This window comes from Klebsiella sp. CN_Kp113 (assembly GCF_040064585.1).
In the GTDB taxonomy this organism is placed as follows: Bacteria; Pseudomonadota; Gammaproteobacteria; order Enterobacterales; family Enterobacteriaceae; genus Klebsiella; species Klebsiella michiganensis.
Genome location: NZ_JBEAID010000053.1, coordinates 1 through 23,207, shown reverse-complemented (window position 1 = coordinate 23,207; position 23,207 = coordinate 1). Strand labels below are relative to the sequence as shown.

Below are 23,207 nucleotides of genomic sequence, written 5' to 3'. Positions count from 1 at the left end.
AAACAAGTGAAGAGCCCATCCTGACGGATGGGCTTTTTGCGTTTTTGTCGCCTGAGAAATCCCGCATAAAAGCCCGGTAGGGATCGTTTACCATACCGTTGTCACAATAGGGCATCAGCAGTACTTAAGCAGCATAAATATCTATCCATTTGAAATTAAAGAGTTTGTGCCACTTTGCCTGGCGTCGCAACGAGAACGATGAATCGTGCGGGGAGCTTGCCGGCAAAACTACTGAAAGCCGTGACGGCGAATAGCATAGATCTATTTAAACTCAATTATTTATCGAAAACTCATCTACAAAGAATTTATTTTGTGAATAAAATAATTAGCATGAACGTTATATGAAAATAAAAATAGAGATAAACGCGTTTCTGAATATTTAATAGGAATTATATTAAGAATATTACCCGCATAACGCTTAAGTTATTCTAAAGTCATCAGGTTAACAAATAGATACGAAACCCTCTCCCCTGCCAAGCACACAGGCATAACAGCTGGACTTTTTCTGCGAAATGACTTAGTGTCCTTAACACTTTGTTAACTCGATCTGGTTTAAGTTAATTCAAATTTGCTAAAAACATAGGGTGCATTGCCTGTATGGAAGCTAACCCGGTAACGTCTTTTGACGAATAGTGCATGTTACCGGCTGGCAATATGAGAATATAAATGAAATTTCTGATTAACTGGCCTCCTTTGCGCCAACTGATACATTATATCCGGGAGCGTTTTACCTTTCTGGTCCTGCTCTGCTGGCCGGCGATCATCTGGCTGGTTTGCCGGGCGCTTGTCTGGTTAACGGATGGATTAATGGTTCTTCTGGGTAAGCCCACCGACCACTCGTTTACCGTGTATCTTCAGCCGCTTATGACGCTAAGTGCGCTGCTGAGAATTTCCGTCAGCTGGGTGCTGCTGCTGTTTATCCTGTTCAGCATGGCGATGGGGTTCACCTGGGCTCTGCGGCGCTTTATGAATCGCCATAAATAGCGCCGATGTCGCGACCGGCAGAGCGACATCGGTATTGCCTCAGGCCATTTCCCCGATCGTCTTACGAAAACGCAGTAGGGCGATAGTAAAAAACACGCCACCGATAGCCAGCAGCGTCAGAAACTGCGGCCAGACGATAGAGAAATCAGCGCCTCGATAAAGAATGGCCTGCGCCAGGCTGACAAAGTGGGTCGTCGGCATGGTGAGCATAATATCCTGTACAGCCTGCGGCATACTTTCCCGGGGCGTGGAGCCGCCGGAAAGCATCTGCAGCGGCAAAAGGACCAGAATCATCAGCAGCCCCAGCTGCGGCATGGAACGCGCCACCGTGCCCATAAAAATGCCGATTGAGGTGGTGGCAAACAGGCTCAGGGCCACCCCAAGCATAAAGAGCGGTATCGAGCCTTCTATCGGTACCTGCAGCACGCCCTGAACCATCAGGATCAGGGAGAGTCCGGAAACCACCAGCACCACCAGCCCCATTGACCATATCTTCGCCATCATGATTTCAAACGGCGTGACCGGCATAACCAGCAGGTGCTCCACGGTACCATGCTCCCGCTCGCGTATCAGCGCCGAGCCGGTCAGCACGATCGCCAGCATGGTGATATTGTTGATAATTGCCATGACGGCGCCGAAACGCTCCTGTTCCAGGTTCGGGTTAAAACGCATCCTGACGGCCAGCTCAACCGGCAGCGTGCCGTTGTCCCGGTAGCGGGCGACAAAGCTGTTCACCTCGCCGGTGACGATATTCTGGATATAGCTATTGCCGGTAAACGCCTGGCTCATTCGCGTCGCGTCGACGTTAACCTGTAGCGCGGGCTGGCGTCCGGCCAGAACGTCGCGCTGGAAATCCGGCGGAATATTGATGGCGAAAGTATAGCGTCCCGCATCCAGTCCGGCGTCCATCTCATTAGCGGTGATCAGCGCCGGCGGCAAAAACCAGGGCCGGTAAAAACCATTGATAATACGCGATGAAAGCTGCGACTTATCCATGTCGGCAATAGCGATGGGCGCCAGATGCAGCGAACCCGGCATAACGGTCGCGGAGGAGTAAACCGAGACGGTAAAAGCAAAGACAATCAACGTCAGCATCGCTTTATCGCCCAGCAGGCTGCGTAGCTCTTTCATCCCCAAATTATAAATATTGCGTAGTCCGCGCATTATCCCTCCTGTTTTTTCAACAGCCACACGCTCAGGCCCAGCACCAGCGGAACCGCGATAAGCAGCGGAATAAAGGATCCCCACAGGTCGGTCAGATTCAGCGCTTTGGAAAACGTTCCTCGCGCGATGGTCAGAAAGTGGCTGGTTGGATAAATCTGGCCAATCCAGCGCCCGGGTCCTTCCAGCGAGGCGACGGGGTCGATCATCCCGGAAAACTGCGTCGCCGGGATAAGCGTAATGATCGCGGTGCCGAAAATCGCCGCAATCTGGCTTTTCATAAAGGTTGAAATCAGCAGGCCAAGTCCGGTGGCGATAATGACGTAGAGCAGCGCGGCGAGGGTGAGCGTCAGAAAACTCCCTTTGTGCGGTACGCCAAAAACAAAGACCGACAGCGCGCAGAGCAGGAAGAAGTTGAACATCCCCAGCACGATATACGGCACCTGTTTACCCAGCAGAAATTCGCTGCGGGTGGTTGGCGTCACGTACAGATTGATGATTGAACCAAGCTCTTTCTCGCGGACCACGCTGAGCGCGCTGAGCATCGCCGGGATCATCATCAACAGCAGCGGAATCACTGCCGGTACAATCGCCGGCAGGCTCTTCACATCCGGGTTATAGCGATAGCGGGTCTCGATGGAAATCAGTGAGGTATCGCGATTGGGGCTGGCCTGGCGGCCGGCCATCTCCTGCAGCCAGGCCAGATGCATAGCCTGCACGTAGCCGCGCACCGTCTCCGCGCGGTTCGGCATCGCGCCGTCCACCCACACGCCAATCTGCACCGGCGTTCCCCGGGCGATATCGCGGCCAAAATTAGGGGGAATTTCAATCGCTACCGCCAGCTCGCCGTTGCGCATTCTTCTGTCCAGTTCGCTATAGCTTTGCAGCGGCGGCTGTTCGATGAAGTAGCGTGAGCCGGCGATATTTTGCGACCAGCCCTGGCTGCTGACGGTCTGGTCGCGGTCGAGCACCGCAAACCGCAGATCTTCGACGTCCATACTGATCCCATAGCCCATAATAAACATCAGGATCACGGTGCCGAGCAGTGCCAGAGTCGATCGCACCGGATCGCGGCGCAGCTCAAGCGCTTCGCGGCGGCTGTAGCTAAACAGGCGCTGCAGGCTGAACGCCTGACGCGGCGCCACGCTTTCGGCTTTATGTTCCATCGCGGGAACCGGTGCAGCCTGCGCATCAGGCGGCTGTGAGGCATCCGCCGCTTCCTGTAGCCAGGCGATAAACGCCTCTTCAAGGCTGGCCGATCCGCGCTGCTCCACCAGCGCCTGCGGCGTATCGCTGGCCAGCACTTTTCCGGCATGCATCAGCGAAATGCGATCGCAGCGTTCCGCTTCATTCATAAAGTGGGTGGAGATAAAAATGGTCACCCGGTCCTGACGCGCAAGATCGACCATCAGCTGCCAGAACATGTCCCGGGCTACCGGATCGACGCCGGAGGTGGGTTCATCAAGGATTAACATTTCCGGGCGGTGGATCACCGCGACCGCCAGCGAGAGCCGCTGGCGGATACCTAGCGGCAGCGAAGCGGGCAGGGTGTCCTCAACCTCTTCCAGCATAAAGCGCTGGCTCATTTCGGCGATCCGCCCCGGGATCTCCGCATCCGGAATGTGGAACAGGCGGGCATGCAGCTCGAGGTTTTGCCGTACGGTCAGTTCGCTATAGAGGGAGAAGGCCTGCGACATATAGCCAACGCGGCGGCGGGTTTCGATATCCCTGGGGTCGACCGGCTGGCCAAACAGCCACGCCTCGCCTTCGCTGGCCGGTAGCAGCCCGGTCAGCATTTTCATAGTCGTTGATTTGCCGCAGCCGTTAGAGCCGAGGAAGCCGAAAATCTCGCCGCGGGCAATGCGAAAGTTGACGTGGTCAACGGCGACAAATTGACCGAAGCGCATCGTTAGCCCACGCGCTTCAATCGCAACTTCGCTTTCATCGGCATTGCGCGGCGGGATGATCACCTCTTTATGCGCCAGGCGCTGGGCTTCGGGAAGCAGAGCGATAAACGCCTGTTCCAGCGTCTGACTCGCCGTGTGCGCTTTAAGCTCATCGGCGCTGCCGGTTGCCAGAACTTCCCCCGCGTTCATGGCCACCAGCCAGTCAAAGCGCTCCGCCTCCTCCATGTAAGCGGTGGCGACCAGGACGCTCATCTCCGGCTGACGCTGGCGGATGCTGTCGATCAGATCCCAAAACTGCGCCCGCGAGAGGGGATCGACGCCGGTGGTGGGTTCATCGAGGATCAGCAGCTGCGGGTCGTGAATGAGCGCGCAGCACAGGCCGAGCTTTTGCTTCATCCCTCCGGAGAGCTTTCCTGCCGGGCGGTCGCGAAACGGCGCCAGGCCGGTACTCTGGAGCAGCTCATTGATGCGGATGTCGCGTTCGGCTTTATCATGGCCGAACAGACGGGCGAAGAAATCGACGTTTTCATAGACCGACAGGGTATGGTAGAGGTTCTTCCCCAGCCCCTGGGGCATCCAGGCGATTTTCGGGCAGACGTCCTGGCGATGACGTACCTCGCTCATATCGCCGCCGAGCACCATAATGTTACCGTGCTCAATCACGCGCGCGCCGGAGATCAGCGATAGCAGGCTGGACTTGCCCACGCCGTCGGGCCCGATCAGGCCCACCATACGGCGAGCGGGAATGCTCAGCGTAATGTCCTTCAGCGCGACGGTTGCGCCAAAGTGCTGGCTGACGTTTTCCAGGCGGGCGACGGTTTTCATTGCGGCAACCTCACCGTCAGCGCTTCAGGCCACGCCTGCTGGTTATCCAGGCGGACCCAGGCCATCCCGGGCAGGCCGGTCTTCACATACTCCAGATGCTCCGCCAGCAGCTCTGGCGGAATACGGGCTTTTACGCGGAACATCAGCTTCAGCCGTTCATCGCTGGTTTCCACCGTTTTAGGCGTAAACTGCGCCACGCTGGCGACAAAACTGATATTGGCGGGGATCACCAGATTCGGCGCGGCATCGAGGATAATTCGCGCTTCGCTGCCCAGCGCCAGCAGACCCGCCTGCTCGGTAGGCAGGAAGAAGGTCATATAGACATCGGATAAATCGACCATATTCAGCACCCGGCCGCCCGCCGCCAGCACCTCTCCCGGTTCGGCGACGCGGTACTGAATGCGGCCATCGCGCGGGGCTTTCAGCTCGCTATCGTCGATATCGGCGATAATCCGCCGTTCGGTCGCCTGGGCGGCCTCGACCCGGGTTTGCGCCTGAATGATGCTGGTGCGCGCCGCCTCAATCGCGGCCCTGGCGGCAGAGACCTGCGCTTTGGCGGATTCCAGCGCCGCCCTGGCGCTTTCTGCCGCCGCCTGGTCGTCATCCAGCTGCTGCGCGGAGACCGCGCCGCGCTGCGAGAGCGTGCTGGAGCGGACGTGACGTTTAGCCGAGGAGTTCAGCTCCGCCTGCCGCTGCTTCACCACCGCTTCCGTAGCGCGCATTTCGCTTTGACGCTGGTCGAGCAGGGCTTTCGCGGCGGCAATCGCGCTCTCTGCTTCCTTGATTTGCGCGGCGGCCTCCAGCCGTTGTTCGTTGAGTACCCGGGTGTCCATACGGGCCAACACGTCGCCCTGGCGAACAAACTGCCCCTCTTTGACCAGGATGGTGTCGATACGCCCGGCGGTTTTGGTGGCGATATCGACTTCTGTGGCTTCAATCCTGCCGTTACTGCTGGCAAAGCCCTCAGGAATTCCCGGCGGGCGAAGCATCCACCATGCCGCTGCGGCAATCACCACCGCTAAACCAATAACGTATCCAACCCAACGCCGTTTGATTTTGTCCATACGCGACTCGCTTTGTTCCATAGGCTGAGTGGTGCGCGCTTCTCCTCCGCATGGCGGAGTTTCGTCTCTTCAGGGAAGGGAGAAATCGGGGATAAGGCCGACCGGCGCAGGGAGCCTGCAGCGCTGCTAACCGGTCAGAAAGAGGTGCGATCAATGTGGTCATCATCAGCAATCCTCGCCTTAAATGAAACACGCATATTTATTGCTACCGTCAATGTCATACTAACACCCGCAATGAGTATGTCCATATACAAAGCAGGGTCTTGTTGTCGGGTTAACATAAAAACAGCGAGGAGCGCGATGGAACAATATTACCCATAATGCCTATTGGGGTTAATGCTCCGGATACCGGCGCAGATAATCTTAATCGTTCTTCATTAAATCATCGTACATATAAGCTATTCCTTAGCGCTAATAACCAGAGGATATTATTCCCTGGCGACTGGCGCATTTTTAATCTGGTTGCCCCAGGAGAACTGTTGTATGATCGGCGGCCCTGAAAATACACTCACGCCGGGCGAGCGCTTTATTCAATGAAAGATGAAAGCCAAAAATATATCTCGATTATTTTTAAGGAGTGGTTGCCGCTGTACGACAGCCTGACGCCGGAAGTGAGGGCGGTACTTAAAAATATTGCCGGGCAGCAGGCGGAGGCGTTAGCGACCCGTTTTTATGATTTTATTTTCCAGGACCCGGACATTGCGCGGCACCTTAGCTATGACTTAGTTCAGGAGCGGCTCAGCAGCTCGCTGGCCGGGTGGGTGAAAGATATCCTGATGTGCGATAAGGAAAATCTGCAGGCGCTGGCGGAGCGGCAGTACCTGATCGGCAGCATCCATTCACGCATCGGTATCCCGGCAGAGGCGGTACTGCGCGGCGCGCGCCAGCTGAAAGCCGGGCTGATTGAAAATATCCGCGATAGCCAGCTCGATCGCGAGACCAGCGTTGCCGCCATCTACTACGCCATCATGGCCATTAACATGGCGGTAGAAATGATGTGCCACGCCTATACCCTGTCGCACTATCGGGCGACGAAAAATGAAGAAGCGTACCGCCTGTATAGCCTGATGGATAACGTTCCGCTGGAATATGGCAAACAGCAGGCCTCGCTCTCCGGATGGGAAAATACCGCTATTTTTAATATCGTTAGCGATAATAAAAGCGATATTAACGGAGCGTTATTATCTGATTCTGAATTTGGCTTGTGGTTCCGCCATAAATGCGTGCGTTATTTTAACAAAAATCCGCAAATGCAGGAAATCGCCGACTTAATTAGCAAGGTGGATGCGCTGTTATCCGCCTGGAAATCCTCGTCTGAGGGTTCTGAGTATAAAAACACGCAGGCTTTGCTGCAGGGGATCCATATCCATTGCCAGCAGATCGGCAGCCAGATGGGGGTGCTGTTTAGCAGCCTGTCGCAGATGCAAAGCGGTAAGGATACGCTGACCAGCCTGCTTAACCGCCGCTATCTGCCGGTTGTCCTCAAGCATGAAGTGACGCTGGCGATGGAATATGAACTGCCGATGACGGTGGCGATTATCGACATCGACCACTTTAAAGAAATCAATGATAGCTGGGGCCACATGGTCGGCGACCGGGCGATTAAGCACGTTGCGGAGCTGCTCAGCGATAATATTCGATCCAGCGATTATATCTTCCGCTACGGCGGCGAGGAGTTTCTGCTGGTGCTGGTGGAGACCGGCGCCGCGGAAGCCTTTACTATCCTTGAACGGTTGCGTAAAAAAATCAGCCAGCTGGCGTTTAGCGTTGGCGCTGACAATGAGATTTCGATTACCGCCAGCATCGGCTACGCCGTCCACACCGGTCATCCGGATTACAATCTGCTGCTGCGCGATGCCGACAGCGCGCTGTACGTCGCCAAGCGCGATGGGCGCAACTGCGTGAAGCTGCATGAAGGCGACGGCAACTAAGCTGCCGGGTCCTTCCCGGAGGCGGCGCCTGAGGCGCCTTGTCCGGGCTACTGGATCGCAGACGGCAGTAAACCCGTAGCCCCGGTAAGGCGACAGCCGCCACCGGGGAATAAACCGCAGAATATCTTCCGATCGGGCGCCATCCCGGAGGCGGCGCGCTGCGCCTGTCCGGGCTACCTGACCGCAGACGGCTGTGAACCTGTAGCCCGGGCAAGGCGACAGCCGCCACCGGGGAATAAACCGCAGAATATCTTCCGGTCGGGCGCCATCCCGGGGGCGGCGCGCTGAGCCTGTCCCGGCTACCTGACCGCAGACGGCTGTGAACCTGTAGCCCGGGCAAGGCGCCTCAGGCGCCGCCCCCGGGAGAGATGTGGCAGCGGATTTCAGTGCGGAGAGATCGCCGCGCCTCAAAACAGCACCGGCAGCCCCAGGCCGCGTTTTACTTCATGCAGCGTCCGTTGTGTCAGTTCGTGCGCCCGCTCGCTTCCCCGGCGCAGCAGCGCCAGCAGCATGCCTTTATCCTGAATATAGGTCGCCCGGCGTTCGCGTATCGGCGCCAGCAGCTCCTGTAAGCAGGTCTCCAGCGCGTTTTTGCACTGCCTGTCGCCCAGCCCTCCGCGCCGATAGTGGGCTTTCATCTCGGCAACGAAGGTCTTATCAGCATGAAAGGCGTCGAGATAAGTGAATACCACGTTGCCTTCTGTCTGACCCGGGTCGGCGACCCGCAGGTGATTCGGGTCGGTATACATGGCGCTGACCGCACGGTGGATCTCCTCTTCGCTGGCCGAAAGGGTGAGCGTGTTCCCCAGCGATTTCGACATTTTGGCGTTGCCATCAATGCCCGGCAGGCGGCTGACGTCGCTGAGCAGCGCTTTGCAGTGCCGTAAGATCGGCGTCGTCGTCAGGCTATTCATTTTGTGCACGATCTCATTGGTCTGTTCAATCATCGGTAGCTGATCGTCGCCAACCGGCACCAGTTCGGCCTTAAAGGCGGTAATATCGGCGGCCTGGCTTATGGGATAGGCTAAAAATCCCACCGGCAGCGAGCGGGAAAATCCCTTCTGGGCGATTTCATTTTTCACCGTCGGATTGCGTTCAACCCGGGCGACGGTGACGATATTCATATACAGCGCGCTGAGTTCGGCCAGCGCCGGCAGGGCGGATTGCAGGCAAATGGTGGTCTTCTGCGGATCGATGCCGACGGCGAGATAATCGGCCATCACCTCAAGGATATTGCTGCTGATTTTTTGCGGGTTGCTGCCGTTGTCGGTCAGTCCCTGGAGATCCGCGACGAGGATAAACTGCTGGTGGTCGTGCTGGAGCAGCACGCGCTGGCGCAGGGAACCGACGTAGTGGCCGAGGTGCAGCTGGCCGGTAGGACGGTCGCCGGTCAGGATCGTTTGGCTGGTGTTCATAAGTGACTCCTTAGGATGCTATCAGGCCGAAGGGCGACACTCAGAAACAACAAAGCCGCCTTCCGGCGGCTTTGAATAGAGGAAACGTCAAATCTTGCCGCCTGTTATGCAGGCAGCCACCAACGGCGGAGGTGAGAGATGACAACGTTTCTGTTCATCTTTTTATCCTGCCACGAAAAGCCGCGGCAGTAAAAGCCCTTTTTTATTCAGCGATAAACCGGCAGCAGGTTAAAGCTGGATAAAATATGAATTATTGCGTTGGCGCCGCCGAAGCACAAAATCAGGATAATCATGGCATTGCCACCCCAGACCCGATAGTTCGGGCTGCCGAAACGCCTGCGCGAGGCGCGCGCCAGCAGGGCGGGGACGATAGCGGCCCAGACGGTGGCGGCGAGACCGGCGAAACCAATGGCGTAGATAAAACCGTTAGGCCACAGCAGCCCGCCGGCGATCGGCGGCAGAAAGGTCACCAGCGCGGTTTTAAACCGCCCCAGCCGGCTATCGTCAAACTTAAACAGATCCGCCAGATAATCAAACAGGCCAAGAGTCACGCCCAGGAACGAGCTGGCGACGGCGAAGTTGGAAAAGACCGTCAGCAGTAAGTCCAGGGTCGAACTGTTCAGCAGGCCGCTTAAGGTCTGCACCAGCACGTCGATGTTGCCGCCTTTTTCGGCGATAGCGATAAACGCCGGGCGCGGAATATTGCCCATTGTGCCGACCAGCCAGATGATATACAGCACCAGCGCCATCAGCGTGCCGAGCAGCAGGCAGCGGCGAATGATAAGCGGGTCTTTACCGTAGTACTTCATCAGACTGGGGACGTTGCCGTGATAGCCAAAGGAGGCCAGGCAGAACGGCAGCGTCATCAGGACGTAGGGGAGATAGGACGCATTGACCTCCGCGCGGTTAAACAGAATCGCGGGCTCCACGTGCCACATCAGGCCGCCGAAGGTCATAAAAAAGGTGAGGATTTTGGCGCCCAGCACGATAGTCGTCATCCGGCTTACCGCTTTCGTACTTAGCCAGACGATAAAGGCGACCACCAGCGCGAACGCCAGCCCGCCCAGGCGTGCGGGAACCGCGAGGTTCATCTGCGCAAAAGTATGCTGAATAACTGAACCGCTTGCGGAAATATAGGCGTAGGTCAGGATATATAAAACAAAGGCGACGGTCAGGCCGTTAATAATATTCCAGCCGTTTCCCAGTAAATCCTTTGTAATCGTGTCGAAGCTGGCGCCAATATGATAATTGAGATTGGCTTCGAGGATCATTAACCCGGAATGCAGCATGCAAAACCAGGTAAAAATGAGCGCCAGCAGCGACCAGAAAAACCAGGCGCCGGACATCACCACAGGTAAAGAAAACATGCCTGCGCCAATAATCGTGCCGCCGATAATCATCGCTCCGCCAATTAGCGATGGAGTATTAGTTGAGACCGCTTTTGAGACTGATAGTGTAGCCATAAGGTGCATTCCTCACGTGGCTATATATTAAATAAGGGGCTGCGGGAAAACGGCTACCCGGCGCAACCCGAATGATTGAGCTTAAAGAGATGGAATTAAATTAATGGCGCTCTCATTGCGAGAGCGCCGTGATGCGGTTTATTTCACCGGTTTCAGTCTGGCGACGAAGTGGCGCAGTACCGGCGGTTCATAGGTGAAGGTCAGGCCCTTAATCGTGGCGGCGCGCGCCTTAACGGCGATCAGCGCATCAGCGATATAGTCCATATGATCGTTGGTGTAAACCCGGCGCGGAATGGTCAGGCGCAGCAGCTCCATCGGCGACGCCTTCTGTTTGCCGGTTTGCGGGTCGCGGCCCAGCAGCAGGGAGCCGATTTCCACGCTGCGGATGCCCGCTTCCAGATACAGCTCGTTGTTTAGCGCGTGCGCCGGGAACTGCTCCGGTGGGATATGCGGCAGCAGCAGCTTAGCATCGACGAACACCGCATGGCCGCCGGTCGGATACTGAATAGGAATGCCGCCTTCGCGCAGGCGTTCGCCGAGGTATTCCACCTGATTGATGCGATAAGCGAGGTAATCCTCGTTGGTCCCTTCTTCCAGGCCGATAGCCAGCGCCTCCATATCGCGTCCCGCCAGGCCGCCGTAGGTGACAAAGCCCTCCATCGGCACGCAGCGGATGCGCACTTCGTTGAACAGATCTTCGTCATCGCGGAAGCAGCAGAGTCCGCCGATATTCACCATCGGGTCTTTCTTGGCGGACATGGTCAGCATATCGCCGTACTGGTACATCTCAAGAATAATCTCTTTCACCGATTTATCGGCGTAGCCCTCTTCGCGCTGTTTAATAAACCAGGCGTTTTCGCAGAAGCGGGCGGAGTCGATCACCACCGGAATATTATTCTGGCGGGCAATCTGATACACCTCGCGCATATTCGCCAGCGATACCGGCTGGCCGCCGGAGCTGTTACAGGTGACGGTGGTAATAATCGCCGCCACGTTTTCCGCGCCGTGTTCGGCGATGGTCGCTTTCAGCAAATCAATATCAAAGTTGCCTTTCCAGTCGTACCACGAGGTGGTATCGAAGGCTTTCGGCGTCACCACGTTAATGGCTTTTGCGCCGTTGAGCTCCACGTGCGCGGCGGTGGTATCGAAGTGGAAGTTGGAAATAAACACCGGATGCGCCGACTTGCGGCGAGCAATCAGGCTCGGGAACAGAATCTGCTCCGCGCCGCGCCCCTGATGGGTGGGAATGGTATACGGATAGCCGATAATCTCTTTGACCTTTTCGCACAGATGCTGATAGTTACGCGACCCGGCGTAGGCTTCGTCGCCCATCATCAGCCCGGCCCACTGATGGTCGCTCATCGCGCCGGTGCCGGAGTCGGTCAGCAGGTCGATATACACGTCCTGGCTATTGAGCAAAAACGGGTTATAGCCCGCCTCTTCCAGCGCTTTGACGCGATCGTCAAAGGTAGTCATGCGAATGTTTTCGACCATTTTAATGCGGAACGGCTCAGGGATACGTTTCATTTATTTTCTCCATGGGGATGCTGTGCCGCGTTTGTCTATTTGGCGACAAATAAAAAGCGCAACAAATAGCGACTAAACGCAGTGCTGAATTAATTTTTTTTAGGGAGTAAACAGCAGCGGAGAATTAACGAGGGAAGTCGTTGGAGATGCGGTGATCTAAATTATACCAGTCGTCCAGGCCGCCCTGGGCAATGAGGCGATAAATCGATTTTTGCGTCATGACATCGTCCTCTGTGGGTGAAGGGATGCCATAAAAATAAGGTAAAATGAGAAAATAACCACGATTAAAATCACAAAAAATAATTTATCGATAAGCGGAGTATAAAAATTTGACGCTCGTCGTCTTTTTAGCGTTATTGATTAGCAGGCAATGGTTTTTTGTTTTTTTATTACGCCAATAACGGCTTATTGAGTGAGGTTATTAGCGCCTTCACCGCAATCAATGAAGGCGCAGGCGGGACTTACATGCTGGAGAAGACGTTCATAATGATGCCGCCGGAGATGATCAGCACCATGGCGAGAATAGCCGGGATATCCGGTTTTTGCTTATAAAGGATCATTGAGCAAATCGTGACGCCGACGATGCCAAAACCGCACCACAGCGAGTAGGCGACGCCGACCGGAATGGTGCTCATCGCGCGGGTGAGGGCGAAGTAGCACAGGCCGTAGGCGCAGACCACCAGCACCGACGGCGCCAGCTTGCTGAAGCCGTTGGTCTTTTTGATCATCGACGTGCCGGTGATTTCGGAGCCGATAGACAGCGCCAGCCATAAAAATCCGAGGTTAAACATAAGCGGTTCCTTTTCTGTTAGTTGGCGACTTTTTTGTCCAGAGATGCAGCGGCCGGCTGCGCGGGTGCTTCCTCGCTCTCTTCGCTACCCATTTTGGAAAACAGGTTCATGATCACGATCCCGCTGGCGATAACCGCCATACCGATAATGGCGGCGGTGTCCGGGTGCTGGCCGTAAAACGCCATTCCCAGCGTCGATACCACGAGAATGCCGGTACCGGACCAGGTGGCGTAGGCCAGACCGACGGGAATATCCTTCACCGCGCGGGACAGCGAGTAGTAGCAGGTGCAGTACAGCAGCACCAGCAGCCCGAGCAGCAGCATTTTGCTCATCCCTTCACTGCTGCCGAACATTTTGAGGGTGGAGGTGGCTGAGGTTTCGGAAACGATAACCAGCAGCATCCATAGCCAACACTTTGTTTTTGAAGACATAAGTTAAACTCCGGGTTTACTATTTAAGGTAAGGTTCTTTTTTTCTGTTTTTTAAAAAATCGATAGCGGCATCGGTCAACTGCGCTTCAGGAGCACAGGCCAGCGCCGGATTATTCACCACGTCTGTGACAGTGAGATAACGCCGCGGGCCGCTCGCCGACGGCGCCGCCGCTTCGCGACCCGACGCCAGCTTCTCCAGCAATTCGTTCATGGTGCACAGCGCGATGCCGCATTCGGCCAGGCGGGCCAGCGTGGCCTGCATATGTCCGGCGTAAGCGCTATCAGGCTGCGCCCCGCGCAGCTGGTTAAGCTCGCTGGCGGGATCGCAGTGATAGCGCAGCGCCAGCACCGGCAGGCCGCTCAGCAGGGCATCGTGCACGCGGCGGGCAACCGGACCGTGCAGGGAACCCTTCACCAGATCCGCCGCCAGCGGGTAGTCGAGAAACGGCAGCAGCAGCGCCTTATACGAGACCGAAGGCAGCTCCTGTTGCCAGTCGGCCGCCGGCAGCGTTTTACCGATAGCCCGCCACTGCTCGCCGTCGTCAATCCCGCTATCCAGCGCCAGGTGCAGGCTCTCGCCGCAGCCGGCCAGCCGCTGGCGAATAGCGTGCCGGTAGCCCGCCGCGGCGGTCACCATCACCAGTACCGGCGGCCGCAGACGCTGGATAATGCGTTCAACCAGGTCTTCCATCTGTTGGTCGGTCATGGCGAGCCTCCGTTAGCCGATGAGCGTGACCTGCGCGCCGTTTTTCAAGCCGGCGGCGTTGGCCTCTTCGGTATCAATATGAAACTCCAGCGCGAAGTCTTCGCGTACCCGCACCACCACTTCATCAAAGGTCAGCTGGCGTTCGCCGTCGCTGCGGACGCTAACCTTCTGGCCGTTGGCGACGTTCAGCTGGCGGGCATCCTGCGGCGACATATGGATATGCCGCCAGGCGCAGATCACCTGCGATCGCAGTTCAACGTGGCCTGCCGGGCCGATCAGCAGCGCGCTGCCCGCGTTCTCCAGCTGGCCGGATTCGCGAACCGGCGCTTTGATGCCGAGGGTAAAGCAGTCGGCGCGGGAGATTTCCAGCTGCGATACCGGGCGGGTTGGGCCGAGGACGCGCACCTGGGTGAGCGAGCCCTTCGGACCGACCACGGTGACGCACTCCTGGGCCGCGAACTGCCCCGGCTGGCGCAGCGGCTTAAACGGCGTCAGGACGTAGCCCTTGCCAAACAGCGCTTCGACGTCCTGCTGCGCCAGATGGACGTGGCGGTTAGAGATGCCGACCGGAATAGCCGGAGCAACGTGGCTCAGGCGGGCGGCGATTTTTTCATGGAGCAGGGTGTCGATCATGCCTTCTTCCCTTTCCTCATCGCCGCGTTTTTATCTTCCGTCGGCGCAGGCGCGGCGGCGGGTTCAGTGGGTTCCCTTGTTTCTACAGCGGCGGGCGCGACGGCTTCAGCCTCAAGCGGCGCGGCAGCTTCCGCGCGCGGCGGACGGCCTTTCAGGGTGCTGAGGGCGTCCACGACGCTGCGCTCCGGACGGGCGATCGTCAGGGATTTGACCTGCGGGTCGATGAGCGCGGCGACGGCCACGCCGCGTTCGATAGCGGTGTGAATCGCGCTGATCTCCCCTTCAAAGCAGACGCTCACCAGCCCCGAACCGACTTTGCGGTAGCCAATGCAGGACACGCCTGCGCTTTTGCAGGCGGCATCCACGGCCTGAACGGCGGCAACTAACCCTCGCGTTTCAATTACGCCTAAACTTTTCATTGTCGGCTCCTGTTAATGGCGGACTAAGCGAATATCAAAATCAAACTGCGTGAAGAACGTTTCCAGCCGGTCTAACTCCTCGGCGGAATAAGTTGGGTCTCGGGTAATGGGGTAAGGCATATCGAGGCGCTCATATTTTTTGCGCCCCAGCTGGTGGTACGGCAGCATATCGATGCGGCGGATATTTCCGCGCTTCGCCAGCTTTTGTACGTAATCAATGGCCCCGGTAATGGCATCGAACGAGTCGTTATAGCCGCGAACCAGCGGCATGCGGATAATGACGTTAGCGCCGGAGTCCACCAGCCACTCCAGGTTGCGGCGAATGCCTTCGTTACCGATGCCAAATAACGCTTTATGGTGCTCGCTGTTAATTTGCTTAATATCGAATAAGAAGGTGTCGGTCACCGGCGCCAGCTTTTGATAATTGGCCAGCGGCGTGGTGCCCTGCGTTTCCACGGCGGTATTGAGCATCATCTTTTTGCATTCGCTAAAGAGAGCGACGGCAAAATCGGTCTGCAGGCTCATTTCCCCGCCGCCGATGGTGACGCCGCCGCCGGAGGAGATATAAAAGTCGTAGTCCTGCATGATGATCTCCATCAGTTCGCTGACGGTGACATCTTTGCCCATAATATCCAGCGCGTTCTGGGTGCAGATCTCTTCGCACTTGCGGCAGCCGATACAGTCTTTATTACGGTTGACGAAATGCTTCATTTCGCCGTTTTCTTCCGCCCGATAATGAATTCCCGCCGGGCAGACGTTGACGCAGTCGCCGCAGTTAATGCATTTATCCTGTGAGAACATCACCTGAAACTGGCTATTCAGCCCTTCCGGGTTAGCGCACCACGGGCAGCGAATATTGCAGCCTTTGAAAAAAACCAGCGTGCGGATCCCATCGCCGTCATAGATCGAATATTTCTGAATATTGAATATTCGCCCGGTTAATTCTTGTTTTGCGCTCACACATACCTCCAGAAAAACGATCGGGACATCCGTGTCCAAAAACGTCCGTGTCTTTATCAGAACTTCTCGATGACCGTACGGCTGATAATCTCGTCCTGAACTTCTTTGCACAGCTCAACGAAGTAGGCGCTGTAGCCCGCGACGCGGACGATCAGGTCGCGGTATTTTTCCGGCTCCTGCTGGGCTTTTTTCAGCACTTCGTTATCGACATAGCTGAACTGCATCTGGCCGTTGCCGAGAATCGACGCGGTGCGCAGCAGGGTAATCAGGCCGTGACGACCTTCCGGGGTATCCAGCAGCCCTTTGAGGAACTTGAAGTTGTGCACCATGCCGATGTTCATGGTTTCGACGTTCATCTTGCTCACCGACTTGATGATCGCCGTCGGACCCTGCTTATCCGCGCCCTGAGTCGGGCTGATGCCGTCGGAGAGCGGCATCCACGCCAGGCGACCGTTCGGCGTGGCGTTGGTCAGCTCGCCGATCGGCGTGTTGTTGGAGATGGACAGGGTGCCGTGGCTCAGGGTGGAGTAGAGCATCTTGTACTTACGGCACTCGCGCTCGGTCCACTCGGTGATATCCAGCGCATACTGATCGACGTAGTTATCGTCGTTGCCGTATTTCGGCGCGTTGAGGCAGTCGCGGCGCAGGCCTTCAAAGCCTTCGAAGTTCGCCAGCAGCGCGTCGCGCACCTGCTCGAGGGTGTATTTCTTCTCTTCAAACACCAGCTTACGAATCGCCGCCATGGAGTCGACGTAGGTCGCCAGACCGGAGAAGATCAGCCCCGGGCCGTGGTTGATCATCGCGCCGCCGGCGGCAACGTCTTTGCCTTTTTCCATGCAGCCTTCCACCAGCAGCGACATCAGCGGCTTCGGCGCCACGTCGCGGTGCACGCGCTGGCTGATGACCGTCCCGATCGCCGACAGGCGTACGATATGGGCGATCTGTTTTTTCACCGCCGCGTCGAAATCCTCGAAGGTGTGCAGGTCGCGCAGGTCGCCGGTATCCAGCCCCTGATAGCTGTCAAACAGCACCATCCGGCCGCGGTTTAAAACGAACTCAATAGCGATGGGCCACTGGGTGTAGCCGGTGGAGGTCCACTGATAGATGCGGCCGGATTTCTGCGGCTCGACGCAGCCCATCAGGCAGTAGTCGCGGGCGTCTTCGAAATCGAAGCCTTTACGCAGCATCATCTTGATATGGGAGTCGTCGAAGTGGCAGGCCGGGAAGCCCATCCCCGCTTTGACGACGTCGACGATTTTTTCCATATACTTCTGCGGCGACTGGTTGTGAATACGGCAGGCCAGCGACGGCTGGTAAACCTTCACGAAGCGCACGGCGTCCATGATCAGGTAGGTCAGGTCGTTACAGGCATCGCCGCCGGAGCGCTTCTGACCGCCGACGGTCAGGTTGATAAACGGCTGATAGCCGGCGAAATATTTCGCCCCCAGCTCGCTGGACATCCACATCAGCTCGGCGCATTTGATGATAAACGCCTGCAGCAGCTCCAGCGCGGTGTCGTGAGTCAGACGGCCTTCGCGGATATCGGCTTCAAACATCGGGTAGCAGTACTGGTCTACGCGGCCCAGGGACAGTCCGGTCTGGTTCTCTTCAATTTCAAACAGCGACTCTACGGTCCAGATGCTCTGCAGCGCTTCCTGCAGGGTTTTCGGCGGGTTCGCCGGCACGTTCTGGTTCACCTCGGCGATGGTCAGCAGCTCGGCGCGACGCTGGGCGTTCTGCTCAATCGCGGCCAGTTCGCGGGCGCGGGCGGCGATGCGGTGCGCGTAGTTAATCACCCCTTCGCAGGTTTCAATGGCCGCTTTGTAGTAGTAGATGCGGTCGATATCTTCCGGGTTTTCCATACTCAGGCTGGCGAGATGCGCCTCGGCGTCGGCTTTAATGCCGTTCATCCCTTTGGTAAACAGCAGCACGTCGTAGCCCGGGCAGGTGTCGCCGCCGCCGTTGATCTGGTGGTAGGAGAGGTCGCTGACGAAGGTCTCGCCGCTGAACGCCCATACGCCCGCTTCTCGGTACTGGGCTTCGCAGATTTCATCCAGCGAGCGGCCTTCCCAGAACGGCACGATCTCTTCGCGGATGGTTTTTTTATCTGCTTCGCTGATCTCAAACGGATCCTGCGGACGGGTGCTCATGGTATCGAGTTCGTCGCGCACCCAGCGCCAGGCGATATCCGGTGAGAAGGCGCCCGCGCGCGGCTTGCCGCACGGATGACCGACGATCAGCTCATCGTCCTGAATCAGAATCGGCGCGGTTTCGCAGGCGTGACGGAAGGCTTTGGCGCGCAGCAGAATCGTCGGCATGCCGGGGTTGGCTTTGACCACTTCGGTAAAGGCCAGCGCGCGGTAGATAGAGACGCTCGGGCGCACGGTCAGGTAGTGGTTACGCAGGCGCTGCATGCGCGGGGTCAGCCCTTCTGCTGCCGGCGTCTCGCCGGCGGCGGCAAACGGGGCGGCGGAAACGTGCTGGACGCCCTTGAACAAACGCACCGGCAGATGCAGGGCGCTCAGGTTGTGCTGCGCGCTGAGGAACATGTCGGAGAGTTCGTTAATGCGCGCGTTCTCAAGGCTTGCGCCGTGGAGCAGGGCGTCGAACATCGGATAACCGTCGATCGCGCAGGCGGCGCGCACTTCGCACAGCTCCGCCAGCTTGAACCACAGCGATTCGACGATTTCATACGCCTGCTGCGGGGAGAGCGCGCCGTTGTTGATATCGTGCTGGTAGTAAGGCAACAGGGCTTTGTCGGCGCCTTCCGGGTTGACGGCGTAGCTGCCGTTATCGAGCTGGAGCGCCAGCTGGAACAGATAAAAGGCCTGGCACGCCTCTTTGAAGCTGCGCGCCGGATGCGCCGGAACGTGGTGCAGAATGGCGGCGCTGTCCAGCAGTTCCGCCCGGCGGTAAGCGTTGGTTTCCGCGGCGGCCAGCTGTTCCGCGCTGTTGGCCAGGTTTTGCGCCAGCGCCAGCAGGGCATCGCAGGCGTAGATGGCCGCGCGGCAGCCGTTGACTTCATCCATGCCGCTGCGGCTGACGGCGCTGCCCAGCGCGCGGGTTTTCTCTTCCAGCTGATGTTTTATCGCCAGCACGCCTTTTTCGATCACCAGCTTGTAATCCGGGGAGTCGAGATCGCTATTCAGGTTGAGGAACTGGAACGCGGACGGGCGACGGACGGCGCTCTCGTCGTGGAAAATCGCCCCGTGCGGTTTGCGGGTCTGGTTGCCGACGATCAGCTCGTCGGCGCTGATGCACAGCGGCAGCTGGCGCATCAGTTCATAGAAGCGGCGCGCCGGTTTGACGGCGGCGGGAACCCCGGCGATATCGCCATCAAGGGCGTTGAGCGTGGTGGCATGTTCGGTGCACAGGGTGCTTTTTTGTGAGAGTAAACGTTCTGCCAACACTTTGACGCGCGGCGTTAAGCTGTAGTGTGCCATAGGTAAGGTTCTCCAAATCTTGTTATCAGTGGCCCTGAACGGCGTTGCCGGTCCATGCCCGGCGATAGAGTTCGGTCAGTGCGTGAGCGTCCGGCGCGCGTGGGTTCGTCGGGGTACAGCTGTCGCGTAGCGCCTGGCCGACCATCTCCGCCAGCCGCTGTTCAAATTCGGCGGCAATGACGCCGGTATCACGAATGCCGGCCGGCATGCTCATTTCGTCTTTTAGCGCCTGAATGGCGACCAGCAGGCTGGCGACGCCCTGGCGGGTAGTGGCCGCGGGCAGATCCAGCAGATGGGCTAATCGGGCGTATTTGCGGGCGGCATCGGTATCGCACTGCCCGTGATAATCGGCGTTCCAGGCCACCACGTCCGCCATCAGCAGGGCGTTAGCGCGGCCGTGGGGGACGCGAAACACGCCGCCGAGCGCGTGGGCAAGGCTGTGGGTAATGCCCAGCGACGCGTTGGTGAAAGCCATGCCCGCCATACAGGAGGCGTTGTGCATCTTTTCCCGCGCCAGCAGGTCGCCACCGTTGCGCCAGCAGGTCGGCAGAAAGCGAAATACCTGCTGCACCACTTTCTCCGCCAGCGCATCGGAAAAGTCGCTGGCGGCGAGGGAGACATAGGCTTCCAGCGCGTGACACAGCACGTCCATCCCGGTATCGGCGGTGATCGCCGGCGGCACCGAGGCCACCAGCGCCGGGTCAAGAATGGCGATATCCGGCAGCAGCGACGGGTCCACCAGCACCAGCTTCTCGGCGTGGGCTTTCACCACTGAAAAGGCGGTGACCTCAGAGCCGGTGCCGCTGGTGGTGGGGATCGCCACAAAGCAGGGCGGCTCGCGGTGAGCGTCCGGACGGGTTTGCGCCAGGGCGAAAATAACCGCTTTGGCTGCATCAATCACCGAACCGCCGCCCAGCGCGATAACCAGATCCGGATAGCTGTTATCCATCCGCTTCATACCGCGCACCACGGTGGCGATATCCGGGTCGGCCACCACGTCGTCCCAGACCTGGAAAGCGATGCCGCGCGCATCGAGGATCTGCGTGACGCGATCGGCGAGGCCAAACTTAACCATCGCCTGGTCGGTGACCAGCAGCACGTTGCGGGCGGGCAGCTCGTTCAGGATGGCAAGCGCATCCTGACCAAAGCGAATCCGGGGTTTCAGCAAAAATTCACTCATTGGGTTATTGACTCCTTAAGCGTCCCGAAACACGTTCTCGACAATGGCGACCACCGACATGGCCTTGTAGCGCTCTTTGTTGAGCGCCAGGTACTCTTCGGCCAGCACGATGTCGTGCATACCGGCGCCGACGCTATCAACGGCAACCCAGGTCTGGTCTTTCATCGGCTGCTGGTCATCATCTAATTTGACGATCAGCAGCAGGTTGCTGCCCCTTAGCTCATCGCACTTCTGCGTGGCGACGACATGTCCGACTACCTTTGCGAGAATCATTGTTTTTATCGCCTTATATCAATGTGTTACTTACCAAGGCGTTCCAGCACCTGGCGGATGACGCGTTCCACGTTTTGCTCATTAATCTCGCTGTCCGCGCCGACGGCGGCGGCAGTCGCAAAGCGATCGTCGGCGCTGGCCGGGTGGGCTGCGGTCGCCGGGGCGTTAAAACGTTCATCGTCGAAAATGCTGCGGTTCGGGCCGGCCGCCGGGCTGACGATGGTCGGCTGCGGTTCCGGGCGGCTGCCCGGCGCGCGCAGCTCATCGATGGAGCGCACGCCGTAGCCCACTTTGCGGATGTTGAGCAGGTTCATCGGCCCGACGTTGTCTGAGCTGGAGCCGCCGCCGACCGCGCCGCAGCCGAGGGTCAGGGCCGGGGTGATATTGGTGGTCGCGCCGATGCCGCCCAGCGCCGCCGGGGTGTTGATCAGAATGCGGTTAACCGGTTTTTCCAGGCAGAACTGGCGGATGACGTCCTGGTTGCGGGTGTGGATCACCAGCGTGTGGCCGAGGCCTTCGTTGGTCAGCAGCTCCACGACGCGGTGGCAGGCGGCTTTCCAGTCCTCTTCGACGTACAGGCCGAGTACCGGGCACAGTTTTTCCCGCGAGTAGGGGTTGGAATGCGATACCGTGGTCTGCGCGGCAATCAGCACCCGGGTGCTGGCCGGGACGCAGAAGCCGGCCATCTGGCTCAGATAGAGCGCGGTTTTACCGACCACTTTAGGGTTGATGGTGCCGTTGGGGCGCAGCAGCAGGGCCGACATTTTTGCCGCTTCGCTTTCGTTCATGAAGTACGCGCCCTGAGCTTCCAGTTCGCGATGCACTTCGTCGTAGATGCAGCGTTCGACGATAATCGACTGCTCGGAGGCGCAGATCACGCCGTTATCGAAGGTTTTACTGGTGATGATATCTTTCACCGCGTGGGGGATATCGGCGCTGCGTTCGATAAACGCCGGGCCGTTACCCGGGCCGCCGCTAATGGTCGGCGTGCCGGACGCGTAGGCGGCGCGCACCATACCTTCGCCGCCGGTCGCCAGGATCAGCGACACGTCTTTGCTGTGCATCAGCTCTGAGGTGGCTTCGAGGGTCAGCTGGCTAATGGCGTCGACGCTACCGGCAGGTGCCCCTGCCGCTTCCGCCGCGCGCTTCACGATTTCAATCGCTTTCCAGCTGCACTGGCGGGCGCCGGGATGCGGGGAGAAGATAATCGCGTTGCCGGCCTTCAGGGCAATCAGCGTTTTGTAGATGACGGTGGAGGTCGGGTTGGTCGACGGCACCAGCGCACAAATGACCCCCAGCGGCACGCCCACGTCCATCACTTTTTGTAGCGGATCGTCATGAATGATACCGACGGTCTTCATATCTTTGATGGCGTCGTAGACGCGCAGCGAGGCGAAGCGGTTCTTCAGCACTTTGTCCTGCCAGTTGCCAAAACCGGTTTCTTCCGCGGCCATTTTCGCCAGCGCTTCGGCATGATGCGCCGCTTCCTGGGCCACGTTCTTCACGATGGCGTCGATTTGCTGCTGCGAAAAGGTGGCCAGAATCGCCTGCGCCTTTTTGGCATTGCGCACCAGCTCCCGGGCGTTCTGCCGGGACTGCAAATCGTTATCCAGTTCAATCATGAGTCTATCCTTCATCAGACTAAAAGAGTGGAGACGGGGCGCGCCCTGTCAGGTCATGCTTTGTGCTGCGCCGCGATTTTTTCGATGTCGTTATGCGGACGCGCGATGACGCGAGAGGTGACGACTTCGCCGATGCGTTTTGCCGCTTCCACGCCGGAATCCACCGCGGCATTCACCGCGCCGACGTCGCCTTTCACCATCGCGGTGACGAGGCCGGAGCCGACGTTTTCATAGCCAATCAGCTCCACGTTGGCGGCTTTACACATCGCATCCGCCGCTTCAATACAGGCCACCAGCCCTTTGGTTTCGATAAGCCCTAGCGCTTCTTTCATCAGGTTTTTCTCCGGTTAATCCATGATTTTGTAATGCGAGACGATTTTGTTGATGTCGTTATGCGGGCGGGCGATAACCAGCGAAGTCACCACTTCACCGATGCGCTGCGCGGATTCGACGCCGGAATCCACCGCCGCTT

Annotated in this window: 20 protein-coding genes and 1 pseudogene; 2 read left to right on the top strand and 19 right to left on the bottom strand. The window is 58.1% G+C overall.

All coding sequences use genetic code 11. From position 1 onward, the window contains the following. Positions 1 to 666: 666 nt before the first annotated feature. Positions 667 to 984 (top strand): hypothetical protein, encoded by a 318-nt coding sequence (locus tag ABLV30_RS26570; protein ID WP_004098189.1) that lies wholly within the window; start codon positions 667 to 669, stop codon positions 982 to 984. Positions 985 to 1,023: 39 nt separating this feature from the next. Here the strand turns inward: ABLV30_RS26570 and ABLV30_RS26565 are convergent, their stop codons facing one another. Genes ABLV30_RS26565 through ABLV30_RS26555 form a run of 3 tightly spaced genes read right to left on the bottom strand, consistent with a single transcriptional unit; the run spans position 1,024 to position 5,941 of the window. Further along, a complete protein-coding gene (locus tag ABLV30_RS26565) occupies positions 1,024 to 2,148 on the bottom strand; it encodes an ABC transporter permease (protein ID WP_116281048.1) in 1,125 nt (374 codons plus the stop codon). Continuing rightward, positions 2,148 to 4,877: a ribosome-associated ATPase/putative transporter RbbA gene (gene rbbA / locus ABLV30_RS26560; protein WP_064378383.1), complete on the bottom strand. Its 2,730-nt coding sequence runs from the start codon at positions 4,875 to 4,877 to the stop codon at positions 2,148 to 2,150. The genes ABLV30_RS26565 and rbbA overlap by 1 nt, the downstream gene beginning before the upstream one ends. After that, on the bottom strand, positions 4,874 to 5,941 hold the full coding sequence (locus ABLV30_RS26555) for an HlyD family efflux transporter periplasmic adaptor subunit (RefSeq protein ID WP_004098195.1): 1,068 nt from the start codon (positions 5,939 to 5,941) through the stop codon (positions 4,874 to 4,876). Before ABLV30_RS26555 ends, rbbA begins: the two co-directional genes overlap by 4 nt. A 533-nt stretch (positions 5,942 to 6,474) precedes the next feature. Between ABLV30_RS26555 and ABLV30_RS26550 the strand changes: the two genes are divergently transcribed. Then, entirely contained in the window at positions 6,475 to 7,872 is a 1,398-nt protein-coding gene (locus tag ABLV30_RS26550; RefSeq protein WP_009652888.1) for a diguanylate cyclase, read from the top strand. Between the two features lie 407 nt (positions 7,873 to 8,279). Here the strand turns inward: ABLV30_RS26550 and trpS are convergent, their stop codons facing one another. The 16 genes and pseudogenes from trpS to ABLV30_RS26470 all read right to left on the bottom strand — a co-directional run. Further along, entirely contained in the window at positions 8,280 to 9,287 is a 1,008-nt protein-coding gene (gene trpS, locus ABLV30_RS26545) for a tryptophan--tRNA ligase (RefSeq protein WP_014227742.1), read from the bottom strand. Positions 9,288 to 9,493: 206 nt separating this feature from the next. Then, entirely contained in the window at positions 9,494 to 10,750 is a 1,257-nt protein-coding gene (gene mtr / locus ABLV30_RS26540) for a tryptophan permease (protein WP_004098211.1), read from the bottom strand. Between the two features lie 138 nt (positions 10,751 to 10,888). Then, positions 10,889 to 12,277, bottom strand: a complete 1,389-nt coding sequence (tnaA, locus tag ABLV30_RS26535) for a tryptophanase (RefSeq protein WP_004128455.1) — start codon at positions 12,275 to 12,277, stop codon at positions 10,889 to 10,891. Positions 12,278 to 12,401: 124 nt separating this feature from the next. Continuing rightward, complete coding sequence (gene tnaC, locus ABLV30_RS26530; protein ID WP_004098218.1) at positions 12,402 to 12,497, bottom strand: tryptophanase leader peptide; 96 nt, start codon at positions 12,495 to 12,497, stop codon at positions 12,402 to 12,404. A 241-nt stretch (positions 12,498 to 12,738) separates the two neighbouring features. After that, a complete protein-coding gene (locus ABLV30_RS26525) occupies positions 12,739 to 13,068 on the bottom strand; it encodes a multidrug efflux SMR transporter (protein ID WP_004108688.1) in 330 nt (109 codons plus the stop codon). A gap of 17 nt (positions 13,069 to 13,085) precedes the next feature. Further along, positions 13,086 to 13,499 carry a multidrug efflux SMR transporter gene (locus ABLV30_RS26520; RefSeq protein ID WP_014227744.1) on the bottom strand — a complete coding sequence of 138 codons (414 nt, stop codon included), beginning with the start codon at positions 13,497 to 13,499 and terminating at the stop codon, positions 13,086 to 13,088. Positions 13,500 to 13,518: 19 nt separating this feature from the next. After that, entirely contained in the window at positions 13,519 to 14,205 is a 687-nt protein-coding gene (locus tag ABLV30_RS26515; RefSeq protein ID WP_049078876.1) for a hypothetical protein, read from the bottom strand. 12 nt (positions 14,206 to 14,217) lie between these two features. Then, positions 14,218 to 14,838 (bottom strand): phosphate propanoyltransferase, encoded by a 621-nt coding sequence (locus ABLV30_RS26510; protein WP_014837302.1) that lies wholly within the window; start codon positions 14,836 to 14,838, stop codon positions 14,218 to 14,220. Then, complete coding sequence (locus ABLV30_RS26505; protein ID WP_004098223.1) at positions 14,835 to 15,257, bottom strand: BMC domain-containing protein; 423 nt, start codon at positions 15,255 to 15,257, stop codon at positions 14,835 to 14,837. Before ABLV30_RS26505 ends, ABLV30_RS26510 begins: the two co-directional genes overlap by 4 nt. Positions 15,258 to 15,269: 12 nt before the next feature. Continuing rightward, positions 15,270 to 16,217 (bottom strand): choline TMA-lyase-activating enzyme, encoded by a 948-nt coding sequence (gene cutD, locus ABLV30_RS26500; RefSeq protein WP_014227748.1) that lies wholly within the window; start codon positions 16,215 to 16,217, stop codon positions 15,270 to 15,272. Between the two features lie 56 nt (positions 16,218 to 16,273). Then, the gene (gene cutC / locus ABLV30_RS26495; protein WP_064380985.1) at positions 16,274 to 19,660 is read right to left on the bottom strand and encodes a choline trimethylamine-lyase; all 3,387 of its coding nucleotides are present in this window, start codon (positions 19,658 to 19,660) and stop codon (positions 16,274 to 16,276) included. A 25-nt stretch (positions 19,661 to 19,685) separates the two neighbouring features. Then, on the bottom strand, positions 19,686 to 20,840 hold the full coding sequence (locus ABLV30_RS26490) for a 1-propanol dehydrogenase PduQ (RefSeq protein ID WP_047724629.1): 1,155 nt from the start codon (positions 20,838 to 20,840) through the stop codon (positions 19,686 to 19,688). A 15-nt stretch (positions 20,841 to 20,855) separates the two neighbouring features. Next, positions 20,856 to 21,113, bottom strand: coding sequence for a EutN/CcmL family microcompartment protein (locus ABLV30_RS26485; RefSeq protein ID WP_004098229.1), 258 nt, complete (start codon positions 21,111 to 21,113; stop codon positions 20,856 to 20,858). 26 nt (positions 21,114 to 21,139) lie between these two features. Continuing rightward, positions 21,140 to 22,735, bottom strand: coding sequence for an acetaldehyde dehydrogenase (acetylating) (locus tag ABLV30_RS26480; RefSeq protein ID WP_052954232.1), 1,596 nt, complete (start codon positions 22,733 to 22,735; stop codon positions 21,140 to 21,142). A gap of 53 nt (positions 22,736 to 22,788) precedes the next feature. After that, on the bottom strand, positions 22,789 to 23,067 hold the full coding sequence (locus ABLV30_RS26475; protein ID WP_002442217.1) for a BMC domain-containing protein: 279 nt from the start codon (positions 23,065 to 23,067) through the stop codon (positions 22,789 to 22,791). Between the two features lie 15 nt (positions 23,068 to 23,082). Next, a pseudogene (locus ABLV30_RS26470) lies at positions 23,083 to 23,207 on the bottom strand (BMC domain-containing protein); the annotation flags it as partial.

What these genes read in the sequence shown, in the direction of transcription:
- ABLV30_RS26570 (WP_004098189.1), top strand. Translation starts at nt 667, where the DNA reads ATGAAATTTCTGATTAACTGGCCTCCTTTGCGCCAACTGATACATTAT.
- ABLV30_RS26565 (WP_116281048.1), bottom strand. Translation starts at nt 2,148, where the DNA reads ATGCGCGGACTACGCAATATTTATAATTTGGGGATGAAAGAGCTACGC.
- rbbA (WP_064378383.1), bottom strand. Translation starts at nt 4,877, where the DNA reads ATGAAAACCGTCGCCCGCCTGGAAAACGTCAGCCAGCACTTTGGCGCA.
- ABLV30_RS26555 (WP_004098195.1), bottom strand. Translation starts at nt 5,941, where the DNA reads ATGGACAAAATCAAACGGCGTTGGGTTGGATACGTTATTGGTTTAGCG.
- ABLV30_RS26550 (WP_009652888.1), top strand. Translation starts at nt 6,475, where the DNA reads ATGAAAGATGAAAGCCAAAAATATATCTCGATTATTTTTAAGGAGTGG.
- trpS (WP_014227742.1), bottom strand. Translation starts at nt 9,287, where the DNA reads ATGAACACCAGCCAAACGATCCTGACCGGCGACCGTCCTACCGGCCAG.
- mtr (WP_004098211.1), bottom strand. Translation starts at nt 10,750, where the DNA reads ATGGCTACACTATCAGTCTCAAAAGCGGTCTCAACTAATACTCCATCG.
- tnaA (WP_004128455.1), bottom strand. Translation starts at nt 12,277, where the DNA reads ATGAAACGTATCCCTGAGCCGTTCCGCATTAAAATGGTCGAAAACATT.
- tnaC (WP_004098218.1), bottom strand. Translation starts at nt 12,497, where the DNA reads ATGACGCAAAAATCGATTTATCGCCTCATTGCCCAGGGCGGCCTGGAC.
- ABLV30_RS26525 (WP_004108688.1), bottom strand. Translation starts at nt 13,068, where the DNA reads ATGTTTAACCTCGGATTTTTATGGCTGGCGCTGTCTATCGGCTCCGAA.
- ABLV30_RS26520 (WP_014227744.1), bottom strand. Translation starts at nt 13,499, where the DNA reads ATGTCTTCAAAAACAAAGTGTTGGCTATGGATGCTGCTGGTTATCGTT.
- ABLV30_RS26515 (WP_049078876.1), bottom strand. Translation starts at nt 14,205, where the DNA reads ATGACCGACCAACAGATGGAAGACCTGGTTGAACGCATTATCCAGCGT.
- ABLV30_RS26510 (WP_014837302.1), bottom strand. Translation starts at nt 14,838, where the DNA reads ATGATCGACACCCTGCTCCATGAAAAAATCGCCGCCCGCCTGAGCCAC.
- ABLV30_RS26505 (WP_004098223.1), bottom strand. Translation starts at nt 15,257, where the DNA reads ATGAAAAGTTTAGGCGTAATTGAAACGCGAGGGTTAGTTGCCGCCGTT.
- cutC (WP_064380985.1), bottom strand. Translation starts at nt 19,660, where the DNA reads ATGGCACACTACAGCTTAACGCCGCGCGTCAAAGTGTTGGCAGAACGT.
- ABLV30_RS26490 (WP_047724629.1), bottom strand. Translation starts at nt 20,840, where the DNA reads ATGAGTGAATTTTTGCTGAAACCCCGGATTCGCTTTGGTCAGGATGCG.
- ABLV30_RS26485 (WP_004098229.1), bottom strand. Translation starts at nt 21,113, where the DNA reads ATGATTCTCGCAAAGGTAGTCGGACATGTCGTCGCCACGCAGAAGTGC.
- ABLV30_RS26480 (WP_052954232.1), bottom strand. Translation starts at nt 22,735, where the DNA reads ATGATTGAACTGGATAACGATTTGCAGTCCCGGCAGAACGCCCGGGAG.
- ABLV30_RS26475 (WP_002442217.1), bottom strand. Translation starts at nt 23,067, where the DNA reads ATGAAAGAAGCGCTAGGGCTTATCGAAACCAAAGGGCTGGTGGCCTGT.